The following is an 18,065-nucleotide window of genomic DNA, read 5'->3' as shown; positions in this document are numbered from 1 at the left end:
AGACTCTTTCGCGTCCGATTCCCGGTCGAAGCGGGTCTCGCATTTCCTGCTTCGCCTTCCGGTTCTTCGCTTTCGCGTTTCCCCTTTCGGCGAGTCCGACTTTACCAGAATCTTTTCCGTTCCGTTTCCGGCCCGAATTCGATTTCCGGTGGCCTGTCGAGCGGCCTTGCCTTTCGGCGGATCCGACTTTATCAGAAACTCACGGAGCTGAACGAACGACCCGATGAGTCCGAGAAAGGAGAATCATTTGGCCCGGCGGAGTTAACAAGCGCTCCTGCACGAGCGAGATAGACGCTACGCGCTCAACCCGAACTTGTCCAGTCCGAGGCAACCGTTCGAATCTACCTCCCCACATCTGCCGTGTCAACGGCTTTTGTGGGCGAGGAGGACACTAGCAGGTCAGCAGTGGTGAAAGCACATCGGCGGTCAGGCTGCGGTGGGAAGTTCGGCGCTGCGTTCGACCACTGTGAGGTCGCCTGTGTCGCCGGCGCGGGCCGCGCGGCCTCCGAGGATGTAGACGTACGCGAGAAAGGCCAGCTCAGCGGCGATGCCGATGGTGATCCGGGCCCAGGTCGGAAGACCGGACGGGGTCACGAAGCCTTCGATGAGTCCGGAGACGAACAGGACCAGGGCCAGACCGATGGCCATACCCAGGGCGGCGCGGCCCTGCTGAGCCAGGGCGGTGCGGCGTGACAGGGGACCCGGGTCGATCACTGTCCAGCCGAGGCGGAGCCCAGTGCCGGCGGCGACGAACACCGCGGTCAGTTCGAGCAGACCGTGGGGAAGCACCAGGCCGAGGAAGACGTCGAGACGGCCCGCGGAGGACATGAGGCCTATACCGACGCCGAGGTTGAGCATGTTGAGGAAGAGGATCCAGATCACCGGTATGCAGAGGAACGCCCCCAGGACCAGGCACAGGGCCGCGGCCTGCGCGTTGTTCGTCCATACCTGTGCCGCGAACGACGCCGCCGGATGGCTGGAGTAGTAGGTCTCGTACTCCCCGCCCGGCCGGGTCATCGCCCGGAGGTCTTCCGGTGCGGCGATCGCGGCCTGTACCTCGGGGTGAGTGCCGATCCACCAGCCCAGCAGTGCGGCCAGCGCTGTCGAGAGGACCGCGGTGGGAATCCACCAGTGGCGCGATCGGTAGACGGCCGCGGGGAATCCCGCGGTGAGGAAACGGGCCGCGTCCCGCCAGGAGGCCTTGCGGGTGCCGGTCACCGTCGACCGGGCGCGGGCCACGAGCTGGGTGAGACGTCCGGTGAGGAGCGGGTCGGGGCTGCCCGACTGGACCAGCGAGAGGTGGGTCGCCGTGCGCTGGTAGAGGACGACGAGTTCGTCCGCTTCCGCGCCCGTGAGGCGGCGCCCCCGGCGCAGGAGGTGTTCGAGGCGGTCCCACTCCGTACGGTGGGCGGTGACGAAGACATCGAGGTCCATGGGCGTCTGTTGCTCCAGGCGAGGGTGGGTACGGGGCCCTACTACTGCGGCGCGCTGGCGGTCAGCTTGGCAGACTGTGCCCGGCTGAGGCAGAGAAGGTCGGCGAAGGGTGGGGCCCGATGAGTGAGCTGGTGACCGGGGACGCGGTCGTTCTGGGGTTGAGGCCCGCGCGGCTGCCGAGCCGGGCGCTGGCCTCGGCGATCGACCTGGCGGTGACGTTCGTCGTCTTCATCCTGGTATCGGTCGTGCTGGGCATCGCTTCCGTTTCGTTGGACGAGGCAGCGGTCGCGGCGATCGGAGTCGCCTCTTTCCTGCTGGTCCTGATCGGTGGGCCGGTCGCGGTGGAGACGCTGAGTCATGGCCGGTCACTGGGAAAGCTGGCCTGCGGGCTGCGGGTGGTACGGGACGACGGTGGGCCGATCCGGTTCCGGCACGCGCTCGTGCGGGGGGCGATGGGGCTCGTCGAGATCCTCATGACCTTCGGCGCCCTGGCCTCGATCGCATCCCTGGTGTCGGCGCGGGGTCGCCGGATCGGTGACGTGTTCGCCGGGACGTTGGTGATCCGGGAACGGGTCGCGGCCACGGGCCGGTCCGTCTCCGTGCCGCCTCCCCCGCCCTGGCTGGTCGGCCGGTTCGCGCAGCTGGATCTGTCGGCCGTACCCGACGAACTCTGGCTCGCGATACGGCAGTACCTGACGCGGATGCAGCAGCTGGATCCAGGTGTAGGTGCTTCGATCGCGGAACGGCTGGCCGGTGAAGTGGCCGCACGGACAGGAGCCGCCGCGCCTCAGGGTGTTCCCGCGGCCGCGTTTCTGGCCGCGGTGGTTCATGAGCGGCAGTCACGGGATGCGCGGCGCGTGTTCGCCGGGCCCCGGGCCGAGGGGCCCGTACCGTCCGGGCCTGCCTGGCCCGGTGGGGCCGGTGGGCCTGGTGGGGCTGGTTCCGGGGCGGGGGACGAGGCCGGCGGTGCTCACGGGCAGCGGCGCGGGAGTGCCTCCTCGGGCGGATTCGCCCCGCCCGGCTAGGCGCTGTCCGGCGCTGGCCCGGGCGTCAGGTCCTGGTCGGCCGGAGTGCCGGAGGCGCGGGGTGACGGGGGCGTCTCCAGGTGTTCGAGCTCGATGCCGGGTGCCGCGAGGACCACGTCACCGGCGATGTGGATGATGTGCCGCTCCCCGGTGTCCAGGGCGCTGACCTGGTATTCGTCCACGATCAGGGGGCCGTTGTCAGTGGTGTGCGCTTCACTGTTCACCAGAGCCCAGGACTGGTCGACGGTCCGGGGCGCGAGAACCGGGTCCGTGAAGGTGACCACGCGGACGCGGGTCGTGGGGGAAGCGGGGGTGAGGCGCAGGAGGCGGGTCATGGCGATGAGGAACGCGGGAGATGTGCCGGCGAAGGTGTGGGCGCGGACGTTGCCTTCGGTGGCGTGGCTGCCGGTCGGGTCGGTCCGGACCCAGGTGACCCCTTCCAGGGCTGCTCCTCGTACCTGCCAGCTCGCGGCATGGAGTTCGAGGCGGATGGGCCGGCCCAGCTCGTCCAGGGCGAGGTCGACGGAGCCGAGGTGGTCTCCGGCGGGGGATGTGGTCTGGGAGACGTAGCGCCAGCCGGAGGGGCCTGGGGCGCAGTGGAAGTGTTCTTCGCCGAGGGGGGTGTGATCGTGAAGGTCGTGGAGCGAATACCTGCCGCGGGGCATGGGGTCCTTCGGGTTCCTCGGGCTGTGCGGGAGCGGTAACGGGAGCAGGCCCCCGCCACGGGGGTGCGGGGGCCTGCTCTCAAATCTGTTGGAGCTACTGAGGGTCTGACGCCGCTCGGTGTCCGGGAGGCCGTCCTCCCGGACACCGAGGGTGGATCAGTGTCCGCGGATGGATCAGTAGCGGATCAGTAGCGGTAGTGGTCGGGCTTGTACGGGCCCTCTACCTGGACACCGATGTACGCCGCCTGCTCGGGGCGCAGCGTCGTGAGCCTGACGCCCAGGGCGTCGAGGTGGAGCCGGGCGACCTTCTCGTCCAGGTGCTTGGGCAGCACGTACACGTCGGTCGGGTACTCCTCGGGCTTCGTGAACAGCTCGATCTGCGCGAGGGTCTGGTCCGCGAAGCTGTTGGACATCACGAAGGACGGGTGTCCGGTCGCGTTGCCCAGGTTGAGGAGGCGGCCCTCGGACAGGACGATGAGGACCTTGCCGTCGGGGAACGTCCAGGTGTGGACCTGGGGCTTGACCTCGTCCTTGACGATGCCGTCGATCTTCGCGAGGCCGGCCATGTCGATCTCGTTGTCGAAGTGGCCGATGTTCCCGACGATCGCCTGGTGCTTCATCCGGGCCATGTCCTTGGCCATGATGATGTCCTTGTTGCCCGTCGTGGTGACGAAGATGTCCGCCTGCTCCACGACGTCGTCCAGCGTGGCCACCTGGTAGCCGTCCATCGCCGCCTGCAGCGCGCAGATCGGGTCGATCTCCGTGATGATCACCCGGGCGCCCTGGCCGCGCAGGGACTCCGCGCAGCCCTTGCCCACGTCGCCGTAGCCGAGGACGACGGCGGTCTTGCCGCCGATCAGGACGTCGGTGGCGCGGTTGATGCCGTCGATGAGCGAGTGGCGGCAGCCGTACTTGTTGTCGAACTTCGACTTGGTCACCGCGTCGTTCACGTTGATCGCGGGGAACAGGAGGGAACCGTCACGGTGCATCTCGTACAGGCGGTGCACCCCTGTCGTCGTCTCCTCGGTGACACCGCGGATCTCGGACGCGAGCTGGGTCCACTTCTGCGGGGCCTCGCCGAGCGTGCGGTTCAGCAGGGTGAGGATGTGGGCGAACTCCTCGCTGTCCGCGGTCGACGGGTCCGGGGCGGCGCCGACCTTCTCGAACTCGACGCCCTTGTGGACGAGGAGGGTGGCGTCGCCACCGTCGTCCAGGATCATGTTCGGGCCGCCGGTGGGGGTGTTCGGCCAGGTCAGCGCCTGCTCCGTGCACCACCAGTACTCCTCCAGCGTCTCGCCCTTCCAGGCGAAGACCGGGACGCCCGCAGGGGCTTCCGGAGTGCCGTTCGGGCCGACCGCGATGGCCGCGGCGGCGTGGTCCTGGGTGGAGAAGATGTTGCAGGAGGCCCAGCGGACATCGGCGCCCAGGGCGACGAGGGTCTCGATGAGCACGGCGGTCTGCACGGTCATGTGCAGCGATCCGGTGATCCGGGCGCCGGCCAGCGGCTGAGCGGCGGCGAACTCCTTGCGGATCGACATCAGGCCGGGCATCTCGTGCTCGGCGAGCGTGATCTCCTTGCGCCCGAAAGCGGCGAGGGAGAGGTCGGCGACCTTGAAGTCCTGGCGGTTGGTGGCCGTCGTCATAACGGGCTGCTCCTCGTGATGGGTCGAGGGTGGGCTGTCTGGGCTGACTCTGCGGCGCGGCGGGCACACGAATGCCCGGGCGTTCGCAGTGCAGTCCGTCGGAGGCCCTCTGTCCCTCGCCCGGCTCGCTCCCGCCAGCCGGTCGACCGCCATCAGCAGCGACGTCTGTTATCCGTATCCGAATCTACACCGAACGGCCCAGTGAGCCCCAGCCCGTTCGGGGAGAGAGGCATGTGTGAGAGGTCACCGGGCCGATCGGGGCTGGTGTGCGGTGGGTCAGTGGCCTGAATCCTTCGAGGCCGGGCCCGCACCGGGGCCCGCATCCGGGCCCTCGCCCGTCTCGGAGCCCGTTTCCGTGGTGGAGCCGGTTCCGGTGGTGGAGCCGGTTCCGGTGGTGGCGGTGCCCGGGGCTTCGGTCGCCTGGCCCGGGTTGGTTGCGGTCGCTGCGGCGTCCGCGTTGTAGATGTCCGGCTCCAGGTAGATGACCCGGGCGATCGGGCACGCCGCGCGGATGCGGTTCTCGGCGGCGTTGATGGCGGCGGCGATCTCGGTCGCGGTCTCGTCGTGCCGGACCGCGATCTTGGCGGCGACCAGCAGTTCCTCGGGACCGAGGTGGAGGGTGCGCATGTGGATGATGCGGGTGACGGTGTCGCCGTCCACCACGGCCGCCTTGATCCTCTCGACGTCCTCGACGCCGGCGGACTCGCCGAGCAGGAGGGACTTCGTCTCGACGGCCAGGACGATCGCGATGAGGATCAGCAGGATGCCGATGCAGAGGGTGCCGATGCCGTCCCAGACGCCGTTGCCGGTGCCGAGGGCGAGGCCGACGCCCGCGAGCGCCAGGATCAGGCCGACGAGCGCGCCGAGGTCCTCCAGGAGAACGACCGGGAGTTCGGGCGCCTTGGAGTGGCGGACGAATTCGGTCCAGGAGCGGTCGCCGCGCGTCTGGTTGGACTCACGGATCGCCGTACGGAAGGAGAAGATCTCGGCGATGATCGCGAAGACCAGGACCCCGACCGGCCAGTACCAGGCCTCGATCTCGTGCGGGTGCTTGATCTTCTCGTAGCCCTCGTAGACCGCGAACATGCCACCGACCGAGAAGAGGACGATGGAGACGAGGAAGGCATAGATGTAGCGCTCGCGCCCGTAGCCGAAGGGGTGCTGAGGAGTGGCTTCGCGCTTCGCCTTCTTGCCGCCGAGCAGCAGGAGTCCCTGGTTGCCCGAGTCGGCGAGTGAGTGGACGCTCTCCGCGAGCATCGACGACGAACCACTGAAGAGGAACGCTACGAATTTGGCCACGGCGATCGAGAGGTTGGCGACGAGTGCCGCCACGATCGCCTTGGTTCCGCCTGACGCGCTCATGAGTGCGTGGTGTCCCTTCGTCGGTGCGCGGCACGTGCCGCCGCGGTGAGGCGGCACATTGTTGCAGTCGTCGGGACGGCCCGTGGGTCAGGCGGCCACGGTGGCACGGAAGAGTGTTCCCGGTCCCGCCGCCTCGACGGTCTCGCCGGCCGGAACGTACGCGGACTCCCCCGGTCCGAGCGCGAGTTCGCCGACGGTGACCGAGCCCGCCGTGCAGAGCAGGATCTGGGGCGTGGGGGCGGTCAGTTCGGTGGGGGCCGCCCCTGGGGCGAGGGTGTAGCGGGACAGGGCGAACTCGTCGACGGGTGTCTCGTAGCGCTCCTCTCCCGACGGGGCCGCTTCCGGGCGCAGTACGCCGGGCTCGGTGGCCTCGAACCGGACGATCCGCAGGAGTTCGGGGACGTCGATGTGCTTGGGGGTCAGGCCGCAGCGCAGCACGTTGTCCGAGTTGGCCATGATCTCGACGCCGAGGCCGTCGAGGTAGGCGTGCGGGACGCCCGCGCCGAGGAACAGGGCTTCTCCGGGCTGGAGTCGCACGTGGTTCAGCAGCATCGCGGCCAGGACCCCGGGGTCGCCGGGAAAGTGGTGGGCGATACGGGCGTACGGGGCGTGGGCGCCGCCGAGGCGCTCGGCGGCGGCCGCCGCGTCCGCCACGGTCTCGGCCATCTCCGCCGGTTCCGCGCCGAGGATCGCCGTGAGCACCTCGCGGAGGGCCGCCTCCTCGGGGTGGGCACGGAGGAGGTCCACGTACGGCTTGAGGGAGTCGACTCCCAGCGCCTCCATCGCGTCCGCCGCCTCGGCGGGCCGGCGGAAGCCGCACAGCCCGTCGAAGGGGGTGAGGGCGCAGATGAGTTCGGGCTTGTGGTTCGCGTCCTTGTACGTGCGGTGCGGGGCGTCGATCGGGACGCCCCGGGCTTCCTCGTCGGCGTAGCCCTCGTGGGCCTGCTCCAGGTTCGGGTGGACCTGGACGGAGAGGGGGGCGCCGGCGGCGAGGAGCTTCAGGAGGAAGGGGAGGCGGGGGCCGAACCGGGCGACGGTCTGCGTGCCGAGCTCGCCTTCCGGGTCGGCGTCGATGGCCTCGGTGAGGGCCAGTTCGATTTCGCCGGACGCGGTGGTACGGGTGATACGTGAGGGCGCTCCGGGGTGGGCTCCCATCCACATCTCGGCCTGCGGTTCGCCGGTGGGCGCGATGCCGAGCAGGCCGGGGATGGCCGTGGTGGACCCCCAGGCGTAGGGGCGCACGGTGTTGGACAGCCGGTCCATGGAGTCGTCCTCGGGTGGGGCGGATCGGGTGAGTGTGGCACCAGGGGTATCAGTGTTACGTGAGGTCCTGGCGTCGTGGGGGTGGCCGGGGGGTGACGCGGTCGGTGTGGTGTGTTCCGTGTTTTCCGTGTGGGGGTGTTCCGTGTGGAGGTGTCGCTTGGGCGTGTTCCCTGGGGGTGCTTCCCGGGGGGGGTGCTTCCCCGCGTGTTTCCCGGGGGCGCGGTCCTGTGCGGTGTTCTGGTGTTTCTGTCAGGGCTGGGGGGCCGAGGCCAGTGACAGGTAGACCGCTGCGAAGTCGGTGATCGCGAGCAGTTCGGCCACGGCCTCCAGCTCGCTGCCTTCCTCCGGTTCCAGCTCGCTCACGGGTGTGTCGTGGCCGAGTGCCAGCTCCCGGGCCGCCGGGTAGGCGCTGAGGCCTCCTGTCGGGCGGTCCCGGAGCAGGACGACCCGGGCCCTCAGCGTCTCGCCCTCGTCGACCCGGTCGCGGAAGAAGTCGTCGGGGTCCGCCCCTGCCGCGAAGTCCCCGGCGAGGAGCGTGCCGTGCGAGGGCAGTGCCTCGGGCAGTTCCGCGGCCAGGGCGGGGCGGCCGGCGAGTTCGGACAGGACGGCGGCGAAGCGGCGTCCCACCGGGCCTGCGGCGTCGCCCTCCGTCCAGAGCAGCGGCAGGCTGTCGGCGAGCTCGGCGGCGAGTGTCTTGGCCGGGTTGCTGTACGTGGCGATGGCCGGGCCGCAGCGTTCCGCGGTGCGGTCCAGGCGGTCCGCCACCTTCTGCAGGTCCTCCGGAGGCGCGGTCACCAGGCCGACCCGGTCCAGGAGTGCCAGCAGGGGGGTGAGCAGGGCCCACAGCGTGCCGGGGCCGGCGGCAGAGGTCTCCGCGTCGTACTCGCCGTACGGGGCGGCGGCCATCGGGACGACCAGGCCGTGCACCCCGTCGACCGCCTCGCGCAGCGGGGAGCGGGTGGGGGCGACGGCGACGACGGTGCAGCCGCGGCGGTAGGCCTGTTCGGCGAGCAGGGCCAGGCCCGGTTCGGACCCGTCGGCGGTCGCGATGAGGAGCAGGTCCACGGATCCGGCCCAGCCGGGCAGGGCCCATCGGAGGGCGCCGGGGGCGGGGGCGACGCCCGTGGGGTGCATGCGTACGACGGGGGCGGCCGCGCCTGCCAGCGCGCCGATCAGGTCGGCGACCCCGGAGGCGGCGGTGCCGGGGCCCGCCACGAGGACGGCTCGGGGCCGGCCCTCCGGGTTCAGACCTCCGATGCCGGCCTCGGCGGCGTACCGGACGGCGGTACGGACCCGGGCGCCTGCCTCGGCGTCACCGCGCAGCAGATCGCGGCGGTCGGCTCGGGTCAGGGCTTCCGGGTCATCGAGCAAGGACTCGTCGAGCATGGCGGTGGGCCTCCGATCACCGGGTGGGGTGCGGGCTGCGGAAACGGGCACGGACGCGGTGGCGTGGCCGCCGGGACCGGCGCGGTGCCGGACGGTGGCCCCGCCCCGCCTGCGGTCGGGCCCGGTCGTCGTGCGCTGCCGGGGCCTTCCTGCGTCGTCCTGCCCGTACGCGTGTCGCTCGCGCGGTCAGGCGGGGCGGCGCGCCTCGTCGACGAGAAGGACCGGGATGCCGTCCCGGACCGGGTAGGCCAGGCCGCAGTCGTCGCCCGTGCAGATCAGCTCAGGGCTGTCGGCCGCCGAACGGTCGTCGAGCGGGGCGTGGCAGGCCGGGCAGGCCAGGATCTCCAGGAGGCCGGCTTCGAGCGCCATGGGGTGAGTCCCTTCGAGCATGCGAGTTCCGATCCGCGTGGATCAGGCGTCGTCAGCCTACCGTCGGGGTGGAGGGGGCGCGGCCTGGCCGGGGGATGAAACGGGGATGGGGTGGGTGGGGCCCCGTGGTGGGGACCGCTGTGCGGTGGAGGCGCCGTGCGGTGGGGCGCGGGCGCGGGTGGGGCTCAGGTGCGGGTGGGGCGCGGAGGGGTGGGCGCCTGCGGCGGGCCTCTTCCGGCCCCGCCCCTTCCCGTAGCCGGGGCTCCGCCCCGGGCCCCGCTCCTCAAACGCCGGAGGGGCTGGAAGGAGCGGGGCGGGGGAACGCGAACGCCGCGAAACGCCGAAGGCCCGGGACCTCGCCGCCGACCGCGGCCCCGACCCCGACCCCGACCGGGGCCGGGGCCGGGGCCGGGGCCGGAACCAAGGCCGCCTGCTGGCTCAGGCTTCGCGGATCAGGGTCAGGACCTCGTCGCGTACCGCCGCCATCGTCTCCTCGTCCCTCGCCTCGACGTTCAGGCGCAGGAGCGGTTCCGTGTTCGAGGCGCGGAGGTTGAACCACCAGTCGGCGGCTGTGGCCGTGAGGCCGTCCAGGTCGTCGAAGGTGATGCCGTCGCGGGCGCCGTAGACCTTCCTGACCGTGGCCAGGCTGGCGGTCTGGTCGGCGACGGTGGAGTTGATCTCGCCGGAGCCGCTGTAGCGGTCGTACTCCGCGACCAGCTCGGAGAGCGGCTTCTGCTGGCCGCCGAGTGCGGCGAGTACGTGGAGGGCGGCGAGCATGCCCGTATCGGCGTTCCAGAAGTCGCGGAAGTAGTAGTGCGCCGAGTGCTCGCCGCCGAAGATCGCGCCGTGCTCCGCCATCTCCGTCTTGATGAAGGAGTGGCCGACCCGCGTGCGGACCGGGGTGCCGCCGTTCTCGCGGACCACCTCGGGGACGGACCAGGAGGTGATCAGGTTGTGGATGACGATGCCCTCTCCGCCGTTGCGGGCCAGCTCGCGGGCGGCGACCAGGGCCGTGATCGCGGAGGGGGAGACGCCCGCGCCCCGCTCGTCGACCACGAAGCAGCGGTCCGCGTCGCCGTCGAAGGCGAGGCCGAGGTCGGCGCCCTCGGCGAGGACGCGGGCCTGGAGGTCGACGATGTTCTTGGGGTCGAGGGGGTTGGCCTCGTGGTTGGGGAAGGTCCCGTCCAGCTCGAAGTACAGGGGTACGAGGTCGAGTGGGAGGCCTCCGAAGACCGTGGGGACCGTGTGGCCCCCCATGCCGTTGCCCGCGTCGACCACGACCTTGAGGGGGCGGATCGCCTTGCAGTCGACCAGGCCGAGGAGGTGGGCCGCGTAGTCGGTGAGGGTGTCCCGTTCGGTGATCGTGCCGGGGGCGGTGGCGGCCGGCGGCTGCGGGGCGCCTTCCGACCACTGCTCGACCAGGGTGCGGATCTCGGCGAGGCCGGTGTCCTGGCCGACCGGGGCGGCGCCGGCCCGGCACATCTTGATGCCGTTGTACCGGGCCGGGTTGTGCGAGGCCGTGAACATCGCTCCGGGGAGGCCGAGGGCTCCCGACGCGTAGTACAGCTGGTCCGTCGAGCAGAGGCCGATGAGCGTGACGTCCGCGCCCCGGGCTGCCGCGCCCCGGGCGAACGCACCGGCGAGCCCTGGTGACGTGGGGCGCATGTCGTGGCCGATCACGATCGCGTCGGCGGCCGTGACCTGGACGAACGCGGCTCCGAAGAGTTCGGCCAGCGATTCGTCCCACTGGTCGGGCACCACTCCGCGCACGTCGTACGCCTTCACGAGCTGCGACAGATCAGCAACCACGGCCGGTCCTCCTGGGGTCTTTGCGGACCGCCCAAACTACCCGGCCTGGCAGTACCCCAGGATGGGGCCTCAGGAGTCGGGGGAGCGCAGCACCCTCAGGTGCCCCCGGCGGGCCACTTCCACCGGGTCGGCGGAGCGCGGTCCCCGGCCCCCGCCGTCCGGGCCCCGCTCGTGCGGGCGTGCCGCTTCGCGGACCGCGTTGGCCAGTGCTTCGAGGTCGTCGCCGCTGGGGTGCGCCGGTGCGGAGCCGTCGGAGAGCCGCACCACTTCCCAGCCCCGTGGCGCGGTAAGCCGCTCACTGTGTTCGGCGCAGAGGTCGTAACAGTGGGGCTCGGCGTAGGTGGCGAGCGGGCCGAGGACCGCAGTCGAATCGGCATAGACGTACGTCAGTGTCGCGACGGCAGGGCGGCCGCACGCGGTGCGCGAACAGCGACGTACAGGGCTCACGATGGTGGACGCTACCGCACTCTTGAGCGGGCTGCGACGACTCCCCCTTGGGTCACCCCACCGTGTCGCCCCGTGACCTGGGGCACAGCGGCTGCCCCGGCGGCTGTCCTGACCTGCGCCGGGGCAGGGGCCCGGCCGTCGCACGGTGGTCGTACCGGTCGCGGGCGGGGTGGATCGCGGCGTCGGGCGCGGGGTCGATGATCGGATCACGGGCCTGAAAGGAGCTTAACCTTGGCCGAAATGTTCAACTGCGGACATCCGGAAGCGGGACGATCCCCCTTCCGAGAGGCCCGGCCGGCCGTGTCGTCTCCCCGGTCGCTCCGGTCCCCGGAGCGTTACGCTGCGTCGGTGATGGACAGCTCCGTACCTCCCCGCCCGTTCGAGCCGCGGCCCCGGCGCCGTGACCGTCATGGCCGCGGCATGCGCGGGCCGGTCGCACCACCGCAGGTGCCGCTGTCGGCCAGCCGGGGCGAGACCTTCCGTGATCTGGTCCAGGACTCGGTGGAGCGGCTGGAGCGGCGCTGGCCCCAGCTGGCCGAGGTCGACTTCGTCGTCCTCGATGTGCCGGACACCCCGGAGGAGATCGTTCCGCTCGGCAGCGCGGTGTCCGGGGGCAAGGGGCGGCCCGCGCAGATCGTCGTCTACCGGCGACCCGTCGAGATCCGCACCAAGAACCGCGACGAGCGCGCCCTGCTCGTGCACGAGGTCGTCGTCGAGCAGGTCGCCGAGCTGCTGGGGCTGGCGCCCGAGTCGGTCGACCCCCGGTACGGGCAGGACTAGGGCCTGTCGTCAGACTGCCGCCTGCCGGGTCGTCCCCGGGGGCCCGGCGTGGCTGTCGGAGGCTCGCTCGCGCTCAGTCGTCCAGGACCGAGAGGTCCTGGCGGGCCGACGGGACCTCGACCGTGCCCCCGTCGTCGGGGAGCGTCTGCACGGTGAACATCGGGACCCCGCCCTCCGTGCGCGCCAGGGAGCGCGACGCGTGGACCGGGCCGCCCGACGTCGTCTCGACGGTCAGCGCGTAGGCGCCCTTGAGGCCGTCCGGGGCCTTCGGGGTGACCGCGAGGGTGGTGCCGGCCTTGACCGTGTACGTCTCCACGGCCGGTTCGCCGCCGTCGCTGCCCGCCGACGCGGTGACCTTCACCTCGGCCGTGGCGCCCGGCGCGGTCAGGGACAGCGTCGAGCCCTTTTCCCCGTTGTCCGGGACGCTCGCCCGTGCGCCGACCGGTCCGGTGGCCGGAATGTAGGCGACCTCCTGCTTGTCGCCCTTGCCCCGGACCACGCGCAGTGCGGCCACGATCGGGGTCGCCCGGTCCTTCTGGACGGGGCTCAGGCGCAGGGAGCCCGGTTCGCCGCGGGTGACGTCCTTGAGGTCCACGGCCGCCGTCATCGAGGACTTGATGTGCAGGGTGGCGTTCCCGGCCGGGGAGAACGCCGCGTTCTTCCCCATGAGCTGGACCTTCACGTCCGCGTCGTCCTCGCCGGGCGCGAACGCCACCAGCTGTACGGAGGTGGCGTCGGCCGGGATGCCGGGCAGCACGAGCGTGCCGGAGGGTTCCTGGGACGCGGAGATCCAGTCGCTGCCCGCGCTGTCGTCCGCGCTCAGGACGACCGCTCCGATCCGCCCCGAGCGGGTGGTGACGTGGGCGGTCAGCTGGTCGACGGCCTCGGAGGTGAGGGTGGACAGCAGAAGGGCGACGCTGGAGCGGGCCGGCACGGTGATGCCGTCGTTGACGTCGGACTTGAGCGCGCCCTCGGGGCCGTACAGCTCGATGTCGGCGACGGCGGCGGAGTCCTCGGGGTTGGTGAGGTGGAGGTAGTCCTGGCGGGACTTCGCGGTGCTCGCGCCCGGGAACCAGAAGTCCGTGTCGGGGGCGGTGCAGGTGACTCCGAGGAGCCCGCGGGCGCCGCCGGCGGTGACCTCGGTGGTCTGCTGTGCGGCCCAGCCGGGGGCCAGGCGGCCGGTGGCCGTGCCGACGAGGGCCGGGGCGTCGGCGCCGTCCGCCTCGGCGACGACCGGCTTTCCGGGCTCCTTCACGGCGAGGAACGGCTTGTCGGCCTTCTCCTTCGCCTTCTTCGCCGCTTCCTCGGCCTTCTTGACCTTCTTCGGGTCGGTCTCGTCCTCGTCGTCCACGACCGGGAGGGCCGGCTTCAGCTCGGCGGTGCCCTTGGCGTCGCCGCCCTCGCCCGCCGGGGTGAAGGAGGTGTACCGCGTCTCCGCGAGGTCGGAGTCGCTGGGCGCCGGGCAGACCAGGCTGGAGCGCTCGACCGGCCGCAGCTCGGCGGAGTTCGCCCCGGTGGACGCCGGGGCGCCGGGCGCGGTGACCGTGGCGAATCCGGTGATGGCGGCCAGGACGGTGGCGCCCGCGATCAGGGACAGGTGGGTGGACTTCACTCGGACTCGCCTCGCGATGCGTTACCGGTCTGCCACGGGGCCTGACCCGGGGCCGGGGGGTCGGTCTGTTCGCCGTTCTCGGCGGGGTGCTGGTCGGGCGGGGGCGGCTGGGTGGGGTCGGTGTAGGGCTGCTGCTGGTACGGCCCGCCGACGTACTGGCCGTACTCGTCGTACGCGCCCTGGTCGTTGTACGTGCCCTGGTCGTTGTACGTGCCCTGGTCGCCGTACTGCTGCTGTGTGTAGGGGTCCTGGGCGTCGTATCCCTGGTAGCCGACGTTCTGCTGTTGCTGCTGTTGCTGTTGCTGTTGTTGCTGCTGCTGCTGGGCGTACGGGTCCGGCTGGTACGTCGCGTAGTAGTCGGCGCCCGGCTGCTGCTGACCCTCCCACTGCGCGTACTCGCCGTACTGCTGCTGCGGGACCGCCGCGTAGCCGCCGGTGGCTTCCTGAGGGTCGTGCGCCGGGGGGCTCGCGGCGTACGGGTCGGCGGACTGCTGCGCGGGGATGTACTCCCCCGGGCCCGCGGCCGGGTCCGCGGCTCGTGACGGATCGCGGTCGTCGGGGTAGGCGTCGTCCCCGGCCTCCGGTGCTGCGGCCGCCGTCTCGGCCTGGGCCGCGGCGCGCAGCCTGCGGGCGCGGCGGCCCTCTCCGTCGACCGGCTCGGCGGCGACGGCGAGCGCAGCCTCCTCGGGCAGGTCGTCGTCGATCTCCCGGCGGCGGCCCGGCAGGGCCATGACCACCAGGACCAGAAGGAGTCCGGCCTGCGCCCAGGTCCACGCGGTGTGCGTGATCGGGGCGTCGTAGGTGAGGTCCAGACGGCCACCCTCCGCGGGCAGTTCGAAGCCCTGGGCCCAGCCGTCGACCGTCTTGCGGGGCAGCGGCTTGCCGTCCAGGGTCGCCGTCCAGCCCGGGTCGGCGGCGTCCGCGATCCGCAGCACACGGCCCTCCTGTCCGGACGGGATCTCGGAGTGGGCCTCGACGGCGGCCGAGCCGACCGGAAGGTGCTCGCCCTCGCCCGAAGCCGGGGTGATCATGACACGGGCGACCTGGCGGTCCACGCGCCACAGGGCGCTGCCGTCGAGCTGGCTGAGGCGGCTGAGGCCGGGCGTCGAGTCGAGGACCCGGCTCATCTGGCGCGGCGCTCCGTCCCGGACGAGGACGTAACGGATCGCGAAGCCGCTGAGCTGGCCGCCCTGGTCGGCGCCGGAGCCGGCGACGAGGTTGGCGACGACCTTGTCGAGGTGGCTGTTGCTGCCGCCCGCCTCGGTGAGTTCGCCGTCGCCGAGGCGGGCGCCCGAGCCGCGGACCAGGCTGTACGCCACGGAGTCGGGCGAGCTGCCGCCGAGGACGAGGGTGCGGGGCTGGTCGCGGGTGGTGCTCTCCTCCGCGACGAAGGCGGGCACCTGGACGGGGTCGCGTCGCTCCAGGGGCCCGTCCGCGCCGCCGATCATCCAGCCGAACGCGGCCAGGACCGGGGCCACTCCGGCGGCCAGCGCGATCAGCGCGGCGACGGGCTGGCGCCAGCCGAAGCTCTGTTCGGCGACCCGGATGCGGGCCCCGTCCGCGCCCACCAGGGCGGCGGCGATCAGGGCGGTGCCGTAGACGAGGGTGGCGGGCCCGGCCCAGGTGGACCCGTTGGCGATGGCGGCGAAGAGGAAGCCGACGAGCGCGACCGCCCAGGCGGTGCGGACGGCGAACTGCCGCTCCCCGCGCAGCAGGGCGGCGAGCGCCGCCAACACGATGCCGAGGAGCAGGACGCCGCCCGCCGCACCGGGGCCGCCGGGGCTGATGCCGAGCAGGTCGAGGCCCGTTGCCGTTCCCGTACCGATGTCCAGGCCCGCTTCGGTCAGGAGCGCGGACGGGTTCGTCAGGAGGGTGAGCGACCAGGGGGCGAGGACCAGGACCGGGGTGCCGACGGCGGCGACGAAACGGAGTCCGTACGCCGTGATGTCACCGCGCCGCAGCACGAGGACGCCGATGCCGAGGACCACGGCGAGCGGCCAGACGATCGGGGTGAACGCCATCATGACGGTCAGCAGCAGCGTGTACGCCCAGGTGGCGCGCCAACTTCCGCGCTCCCCCGCCGCGCTGTCCACGCGCAGCCCGTGGGCGGCGACGCCCGCGCGGGCGGCCGGCGGGAGCAGGACGAGGAGGACGGCGGTGCCGAGGCGGCCGGTGGCCAGGGCGCCGGTCGCGGCGGGCAGGAAGGCGTACGCGACGCTCGCCCAGGCCCGCAGCAGCCGCGAGGGGAGCAGCGGGCGGGAGGCGAAGTAGGCGGTGAGCCCGGCCAGTGGGATCGAGCAGACCAGCAGCACGCTGACGGCGAGGCCGGTCGAGCCGAGGAACAGGGCCGACAGCGCGGCGAGCAGCGCGAGGTAGGGCGGGGCGGTCTGGGTGCCGCCGGTGCCGACGGTGTGCCAGGCGTCCGCGTACTGCCCCCAGAGCGCGCCGACCTCGGCGGGGGCGGGCAGCAGCGCGCCGCCCGCCAGGGCGCCGCCGCTGAGGAGGTTGCGGCAGGCGATGAGGGAGACGATCAGGAGCAGCGCGAAGAGGATGGGTCCCGGTTTGCGGCCGATGCGCTTGAGGCGGGCGAACTGGTCGATCTCCAGGAAGTCGGCGTCGTCGCCGCCGGGCCCGGATTCGACGGCTCCGTGTCGTGAACCGCCCGAGTCGGCGTCCGTACGGCCGCCGAAGTTGCCCGCGACCTGGTCGACGGTGGCCCGGACGGTCGCGCCCGGCGGCGGGAACAGTGCGCGCAGCTCGGCGGCGTCGACGACGCCCTTGCCGCGGTTGCGGCGGGCGGCGAGGATGCGGCCGGGGCGCAGGAGGGTGCCGAGCAGGCCGGTGACCTCGTCGAGGGCCTGACCGGGCACCTTGCCGACGAGGTAGGCGAGGGTACGGAGCAGGGTGCCGACGACGAGCCGGAGCAGGACCCAGGGCAGGGCCTTGCCGCGGGCGTTGACGAGCATCGTGTAGACCGCGCCCGCCTTGTCCACGCGGTGCGGGCTGGCGACCGAGCGGCCGGCGCAGTCGATGGGGCGGCGTTCCCGGGCGGAGGCCTCGGCGTGCCGCAGGACGGCGTCCGGGGCGACGAGGACCCGGTGGCCCGCCAGGTGGGCGCGCCAGCACAGGTCCACGTCGTCGCGCATCAGGGGGAGCCCGCGGTCGAAGCCGCCGAGCTCCTCGTAGACGTCGCGGCGGATGAGCATGCCGGCGGAGGAGACGGACAGGACGGTACGGACCTGGTCGTGCTGGCCCTGGTCCTGCTCGCGGCGGTCCAGGCCCGTCCAGCGGCGTCCGCTGTTGGCGATGGAGACGCCGACTTCGAGGAGTTGCTTGCGGTCGTACCAGCCGCGCAGCTTGGGTCCGACGATCGTGGCGTGCTTGTCGGTGTCGACGACGCGCAGCATCTCGGCGAGCGCGTCCGGCTCGGGTGCGCAGTCGTCGTGCAGCAGCCAGAGCCACTGGACCGGTTCGCCGTGCGGCAGTTCGGGAAGGTCGTAGTTCTCGTCGACCCAGGTCCGGCCGGCCGGGTCCCAGCCGCTGGGGCGCTTGAGGTACGGCAGGTCGTCCGGGGTCAGGACTCCGGCCGTGCGGGCCGCCTCGTCGACGGCGGTGCCGAAGCTCGTGCGGCGTGCGAGGTGCAGGACGCGTTCGTCGCCGAGCGCCTCGGTGACCAGCCGGGCCGAGTCGTCGGCGCTGCCGGTGTCGGCGGCGACGACGTTCTGTACGGGGCGTTCCTGCCCGAGCAGCCCGGCCAGCACGTCGGGCAGCCAGCGGGCGCCGTCGTGGGAGACGAGCACGGCGGTGACGACGTGCCGGGGGAACTCTGGGGCGGCGGCGGCCGCGTTCGGCGCCGCCGAGTGGCTGTGCACGGACATCGAGGTACGGGCCCTCCGGCCGGGTCCGGGGGCGTCCCCGGGGGCTGCATCGGTGTACACGCGCGCGCCGTCGGGGCGTTGGCGCGTCTCGGACGGGGCCCCACACTAACGGTACGGACAGGTGGCGGGGGTCGGAGCGGGTGAAGGGGCCGGGCGCGGGCGTGCCGACGGCCCGCCGGCCGAGTCCCGGGGAAGGGGTCGGTGGCGGGCCGTCGGCATGGGGAAGCGGTTCCGGGGAGCCTGCCCGATGAGAGGGGCGGCCTCGGCTGGAGGAGTGGGGAGGAAGCGTGCCCCGGGGGGGTGGGTCGCTCCGCGACTCGCGGGGCCCTTGATGGTCCGGGATGCGCCTGGGGCCGGTGGGGGGGTGGGGGGGCTGTCTCTTATACACATCT

Annotated in this window: 13 protein-coding genes; 2 read left to right on the top strand and 11 right to left on the bottom strand. The window is 72.3% G+C overall.

Annotation, left to right across the window (positions count from 1 at the left end; translation table 11 throughout):
• Positions 1-426: 426 nt before the first annotated feature.
• Positions 427-1,434 carry a stage II sporulation protein M gene (locus tag CR470_RS24930; protein WP_097869776.1) on the bottom strand — a complete coding sequence of 336 codons (1,008 nt, stop codon included), beginning with the start codon at positions 1,432-1,434 and terminating at the stop codon, positions 427-429.
• 119 nt (positions 1,435-1,553) lie between these two features.
• On the opposite strand from CR470_RS24930, the gene CR470_RS24925 reads away from it, so the two are divergent.
• Positions 1,554-2,459 carry an RDD family protein gene (locus CR470_RS24925; protein WP_097869775.1) on the top strand — a complete coding sequence of 302 codons (906 nt, stop codon included), beginning with the start codon at positions 1,554-1,556 and terminating at the stop codon, positions 2,457-2,459.
• Here the strand turns inward: CR470_RS24925 and CR470_RS24920 are convergent.
• The 8 genes from CR470_RS24920 to CR470_RS24885 form a co-directional block, all read right to left on the bottom strand.
• Positions 2,456-3,124, bottom strand: coding sequence for a hypothetical protein (locus CR470_RS24920; protein WP_097869774.1), 669 nt, complete (start codon positions 3,122-3,124; stop codon positions 2,456-2,458). The two genes, CR470_RS24925 and CR470_RS24920, sit on opposite strands and share 4 nt — an antisense overlap.
• Before the next feature lie 185 nt (positions 3,125-3,309).
• Complete coding sequence (gene ahcY / locus CR470_RS24915) at positions 3,310-4,767, bottom strand: adenosylhomocysteinase (protein ID WP_097869773.1); 1,458 nt, start codon at positions 4,765-4,767, stop codon at positions 3,310-3,312.
• 276 nt (positions 4,768-5,043) lie between these two features.
• Positions 5,044-6,129, bottom strand: a complete 1,086-nt coding sequence (locus tag CR470_RS24910; protein ID WP_097869772.1) for a cation diffusion facilitator family transporter — start codon at positions 6,127-6,129, stop codon at positions 5,044-5,046.
• A gap of 87 nt (positions 6,130-6,216) precedes the next feature.
• Complete coding sequence (manA, locus tag CR470_RS24905; protein ID WP_097869771.1) at positions 6,217-7,392, bottom strand: mannose-6-phosphate isomerase, class I; 1,176 nt, start codon at positions 7,390-7,392, stop codon at positions 6,217-6,219.
• A gap of 249 nt (positions 7,393-7,641) precedes the next feature.
• Positions 7,642-8,778: an SIS domain-containing protein gene (locus CR470_RS24900; protein ID WP_097869770.1), complete on the bottom strand. Its 1,137-nt coding sequence runs from the start codon at positions 8,776-8,778 to the stop codon at positions 7,642-7,644.
• Positions 8,779-8,964: 186 nt separating this feature from the next.
• Positions 8,965-9,147, bottom strand: a complete 183-nt coding sequence (locus tag CR470_RS24895; RefSeq protein WP_097869769.1) for a Trm112 family protein — start codon at positions 9,145-9,147, stop codon at positions 8,965-8,967.
• Between the two features lie 438 nt (positions 9,148-9,585).
• On the bottom strand, positions 9,586-10,956 hold the full coding sequence (locus CR470_RS24890; RefSeq protein ID WP_097869768.1) for a phosphomannomutase/phosphoglucomutase: 1,371 nt from the start codon (positions 10,954-10,956) through the stop codon (positions 9,586-9,588).
• Between the two features lie 69 nt (positions 10,957-11,025).
• Positions 11,026-11,403 (bottom strand): DUF3499 domain-containing protein, encoded by a 378-nt coding sequence (locus CR470_RS24885; protein WP_179892370.1) that lies wholly within the window; start codon positions 11,401-11,403, stop codon positions 11,026-11,028.
• A 351-nt stretch (positions 11,404-11,754) separates the two neighbouring features.
• On the opposite strand from CR470_RS24885, the gene CR470_RS24880 reads away from it, so the two are divergent.
• A complete protein-coding gene (locus CR470_RS24880) occupies positions 11,755-12,183 on the top strand; it encodes a metallopeptidase family protein (protein WP_097869767.1) in 429 nt (142 codons plus the stop codon).
• Between the two features lie 73 nt (positions 12,184-12,256).
• Here the strand turns inward: CR470_RS24880 and CR470_RS24875 are convergent, their stop codons facing one another.
• Together CR470_RS24875 and CR470_RS24870 are read right to left on the bottom strand one after the other, a co-directional pair.
• Entirely contained in the window at positions 12,257-13,795 is a 1,539-nt protein-coding gene (locus CR470_RS24875) for a DUF5719 family protein (protein ID WP_097869766.1), read from the bottom strand.
• A complete protein-coding gene (locus tag CR470_RS24870; protein WP_097869765.1) occupies positions 13,792-17,673 on the bottom strand; it encodes a glycosyltransferase in 3,882 nt (1,293 codons plus the stop codon). The genes CR470_RS24875 and CR470_RS24870 overlap by 4 nt, the downstream gene beginning before the upstream one ends.
• Positions 17,674-18,065 lie beyond the last annotated feature (392 nt).

Source organism: Streptomyces sp. rh34, assembly GCF_002551245.1.
GTDB lineage: Bacteria > Actinomycetota > Actinomycetes > Streptomycetales > Streptomycetaceae > Streptomyces.
This window is presented reverse-complemented; position numbering and strand designations above follow the sequence as displayed.

Bases quoted from the DNA above. Each gene is read 5' to 3' on its own strand.
- CR470_RS24930 (WP_097869776.1), bottom strand. From the start codon at position 1,434: ATGGACCTCGATGTCTTCGTCACCGCCCACCGTACGGAGTGGGACCGC.
- CR470_RS24925 (WP_097869775.1), top strand. From the start codon at position 1,554: ATGAGTGAGCTGGTGACCGGGGACGCGGTCGTTCTGGGGTTGAGGCCC.
- CR470_RS24920 (WP_097869774.1), bottom strand. From the start codon at position 3,124: ATGCCCCGCGGCAGGTATTCGCTCCACGACCTTCACGATCACACCCCC.
- ahcY (WP_097869773.1), bottom strand. From the start codon at position 4,767: ATGACGACGGCCACCAACCGCCAGGACTTCAAGGTCGCCGACCTCTCC.
- CR470_RS24910 (WP_097869772.1), bottom strand. From the start codon at position 6,129: ATGAGCGCGTCAGGCGGAACCAAGGCGATCGTGGCGGCACTCGTCGCC.
- manA (WP_097869771.1), bottom strand. From the start codon at position 7,392: ATGGACCGGCTGTCCAACACCGTGCGCCCCTACGCCTGGGGGTCCACC.
- CR470_RS24900 (WP_097869770.1), bottom strand. From the start codon at position 8,778: ATGCTCGACGAGTCCTTGCTCGATGACCCGGAAGCCCTGACCCGAGCC.
- CR470_RS24895 (WP_097869769.1), bottom strand. From the start codon at position 9,147: ATGGCGCTCGAAGCCGGCCTCCTGGAGATCCTGGCCTGCCCGGCCTGC.
- CR470_RS24880 (WP_097869767.1), top strand. From the start codon at position 11,755: ATGGACAGCTCCGTACCTCCCCGCCCGTTCGAGCCGCGGCCCCGGCGC.
- CR470_RS24870 (WP_097869765.1), bottom strand. From the start codon at position 17,673: ATGTCCGTGCACAGCCACTCGGCGGCGCCGAACGCGGCCGCCGCCGCC.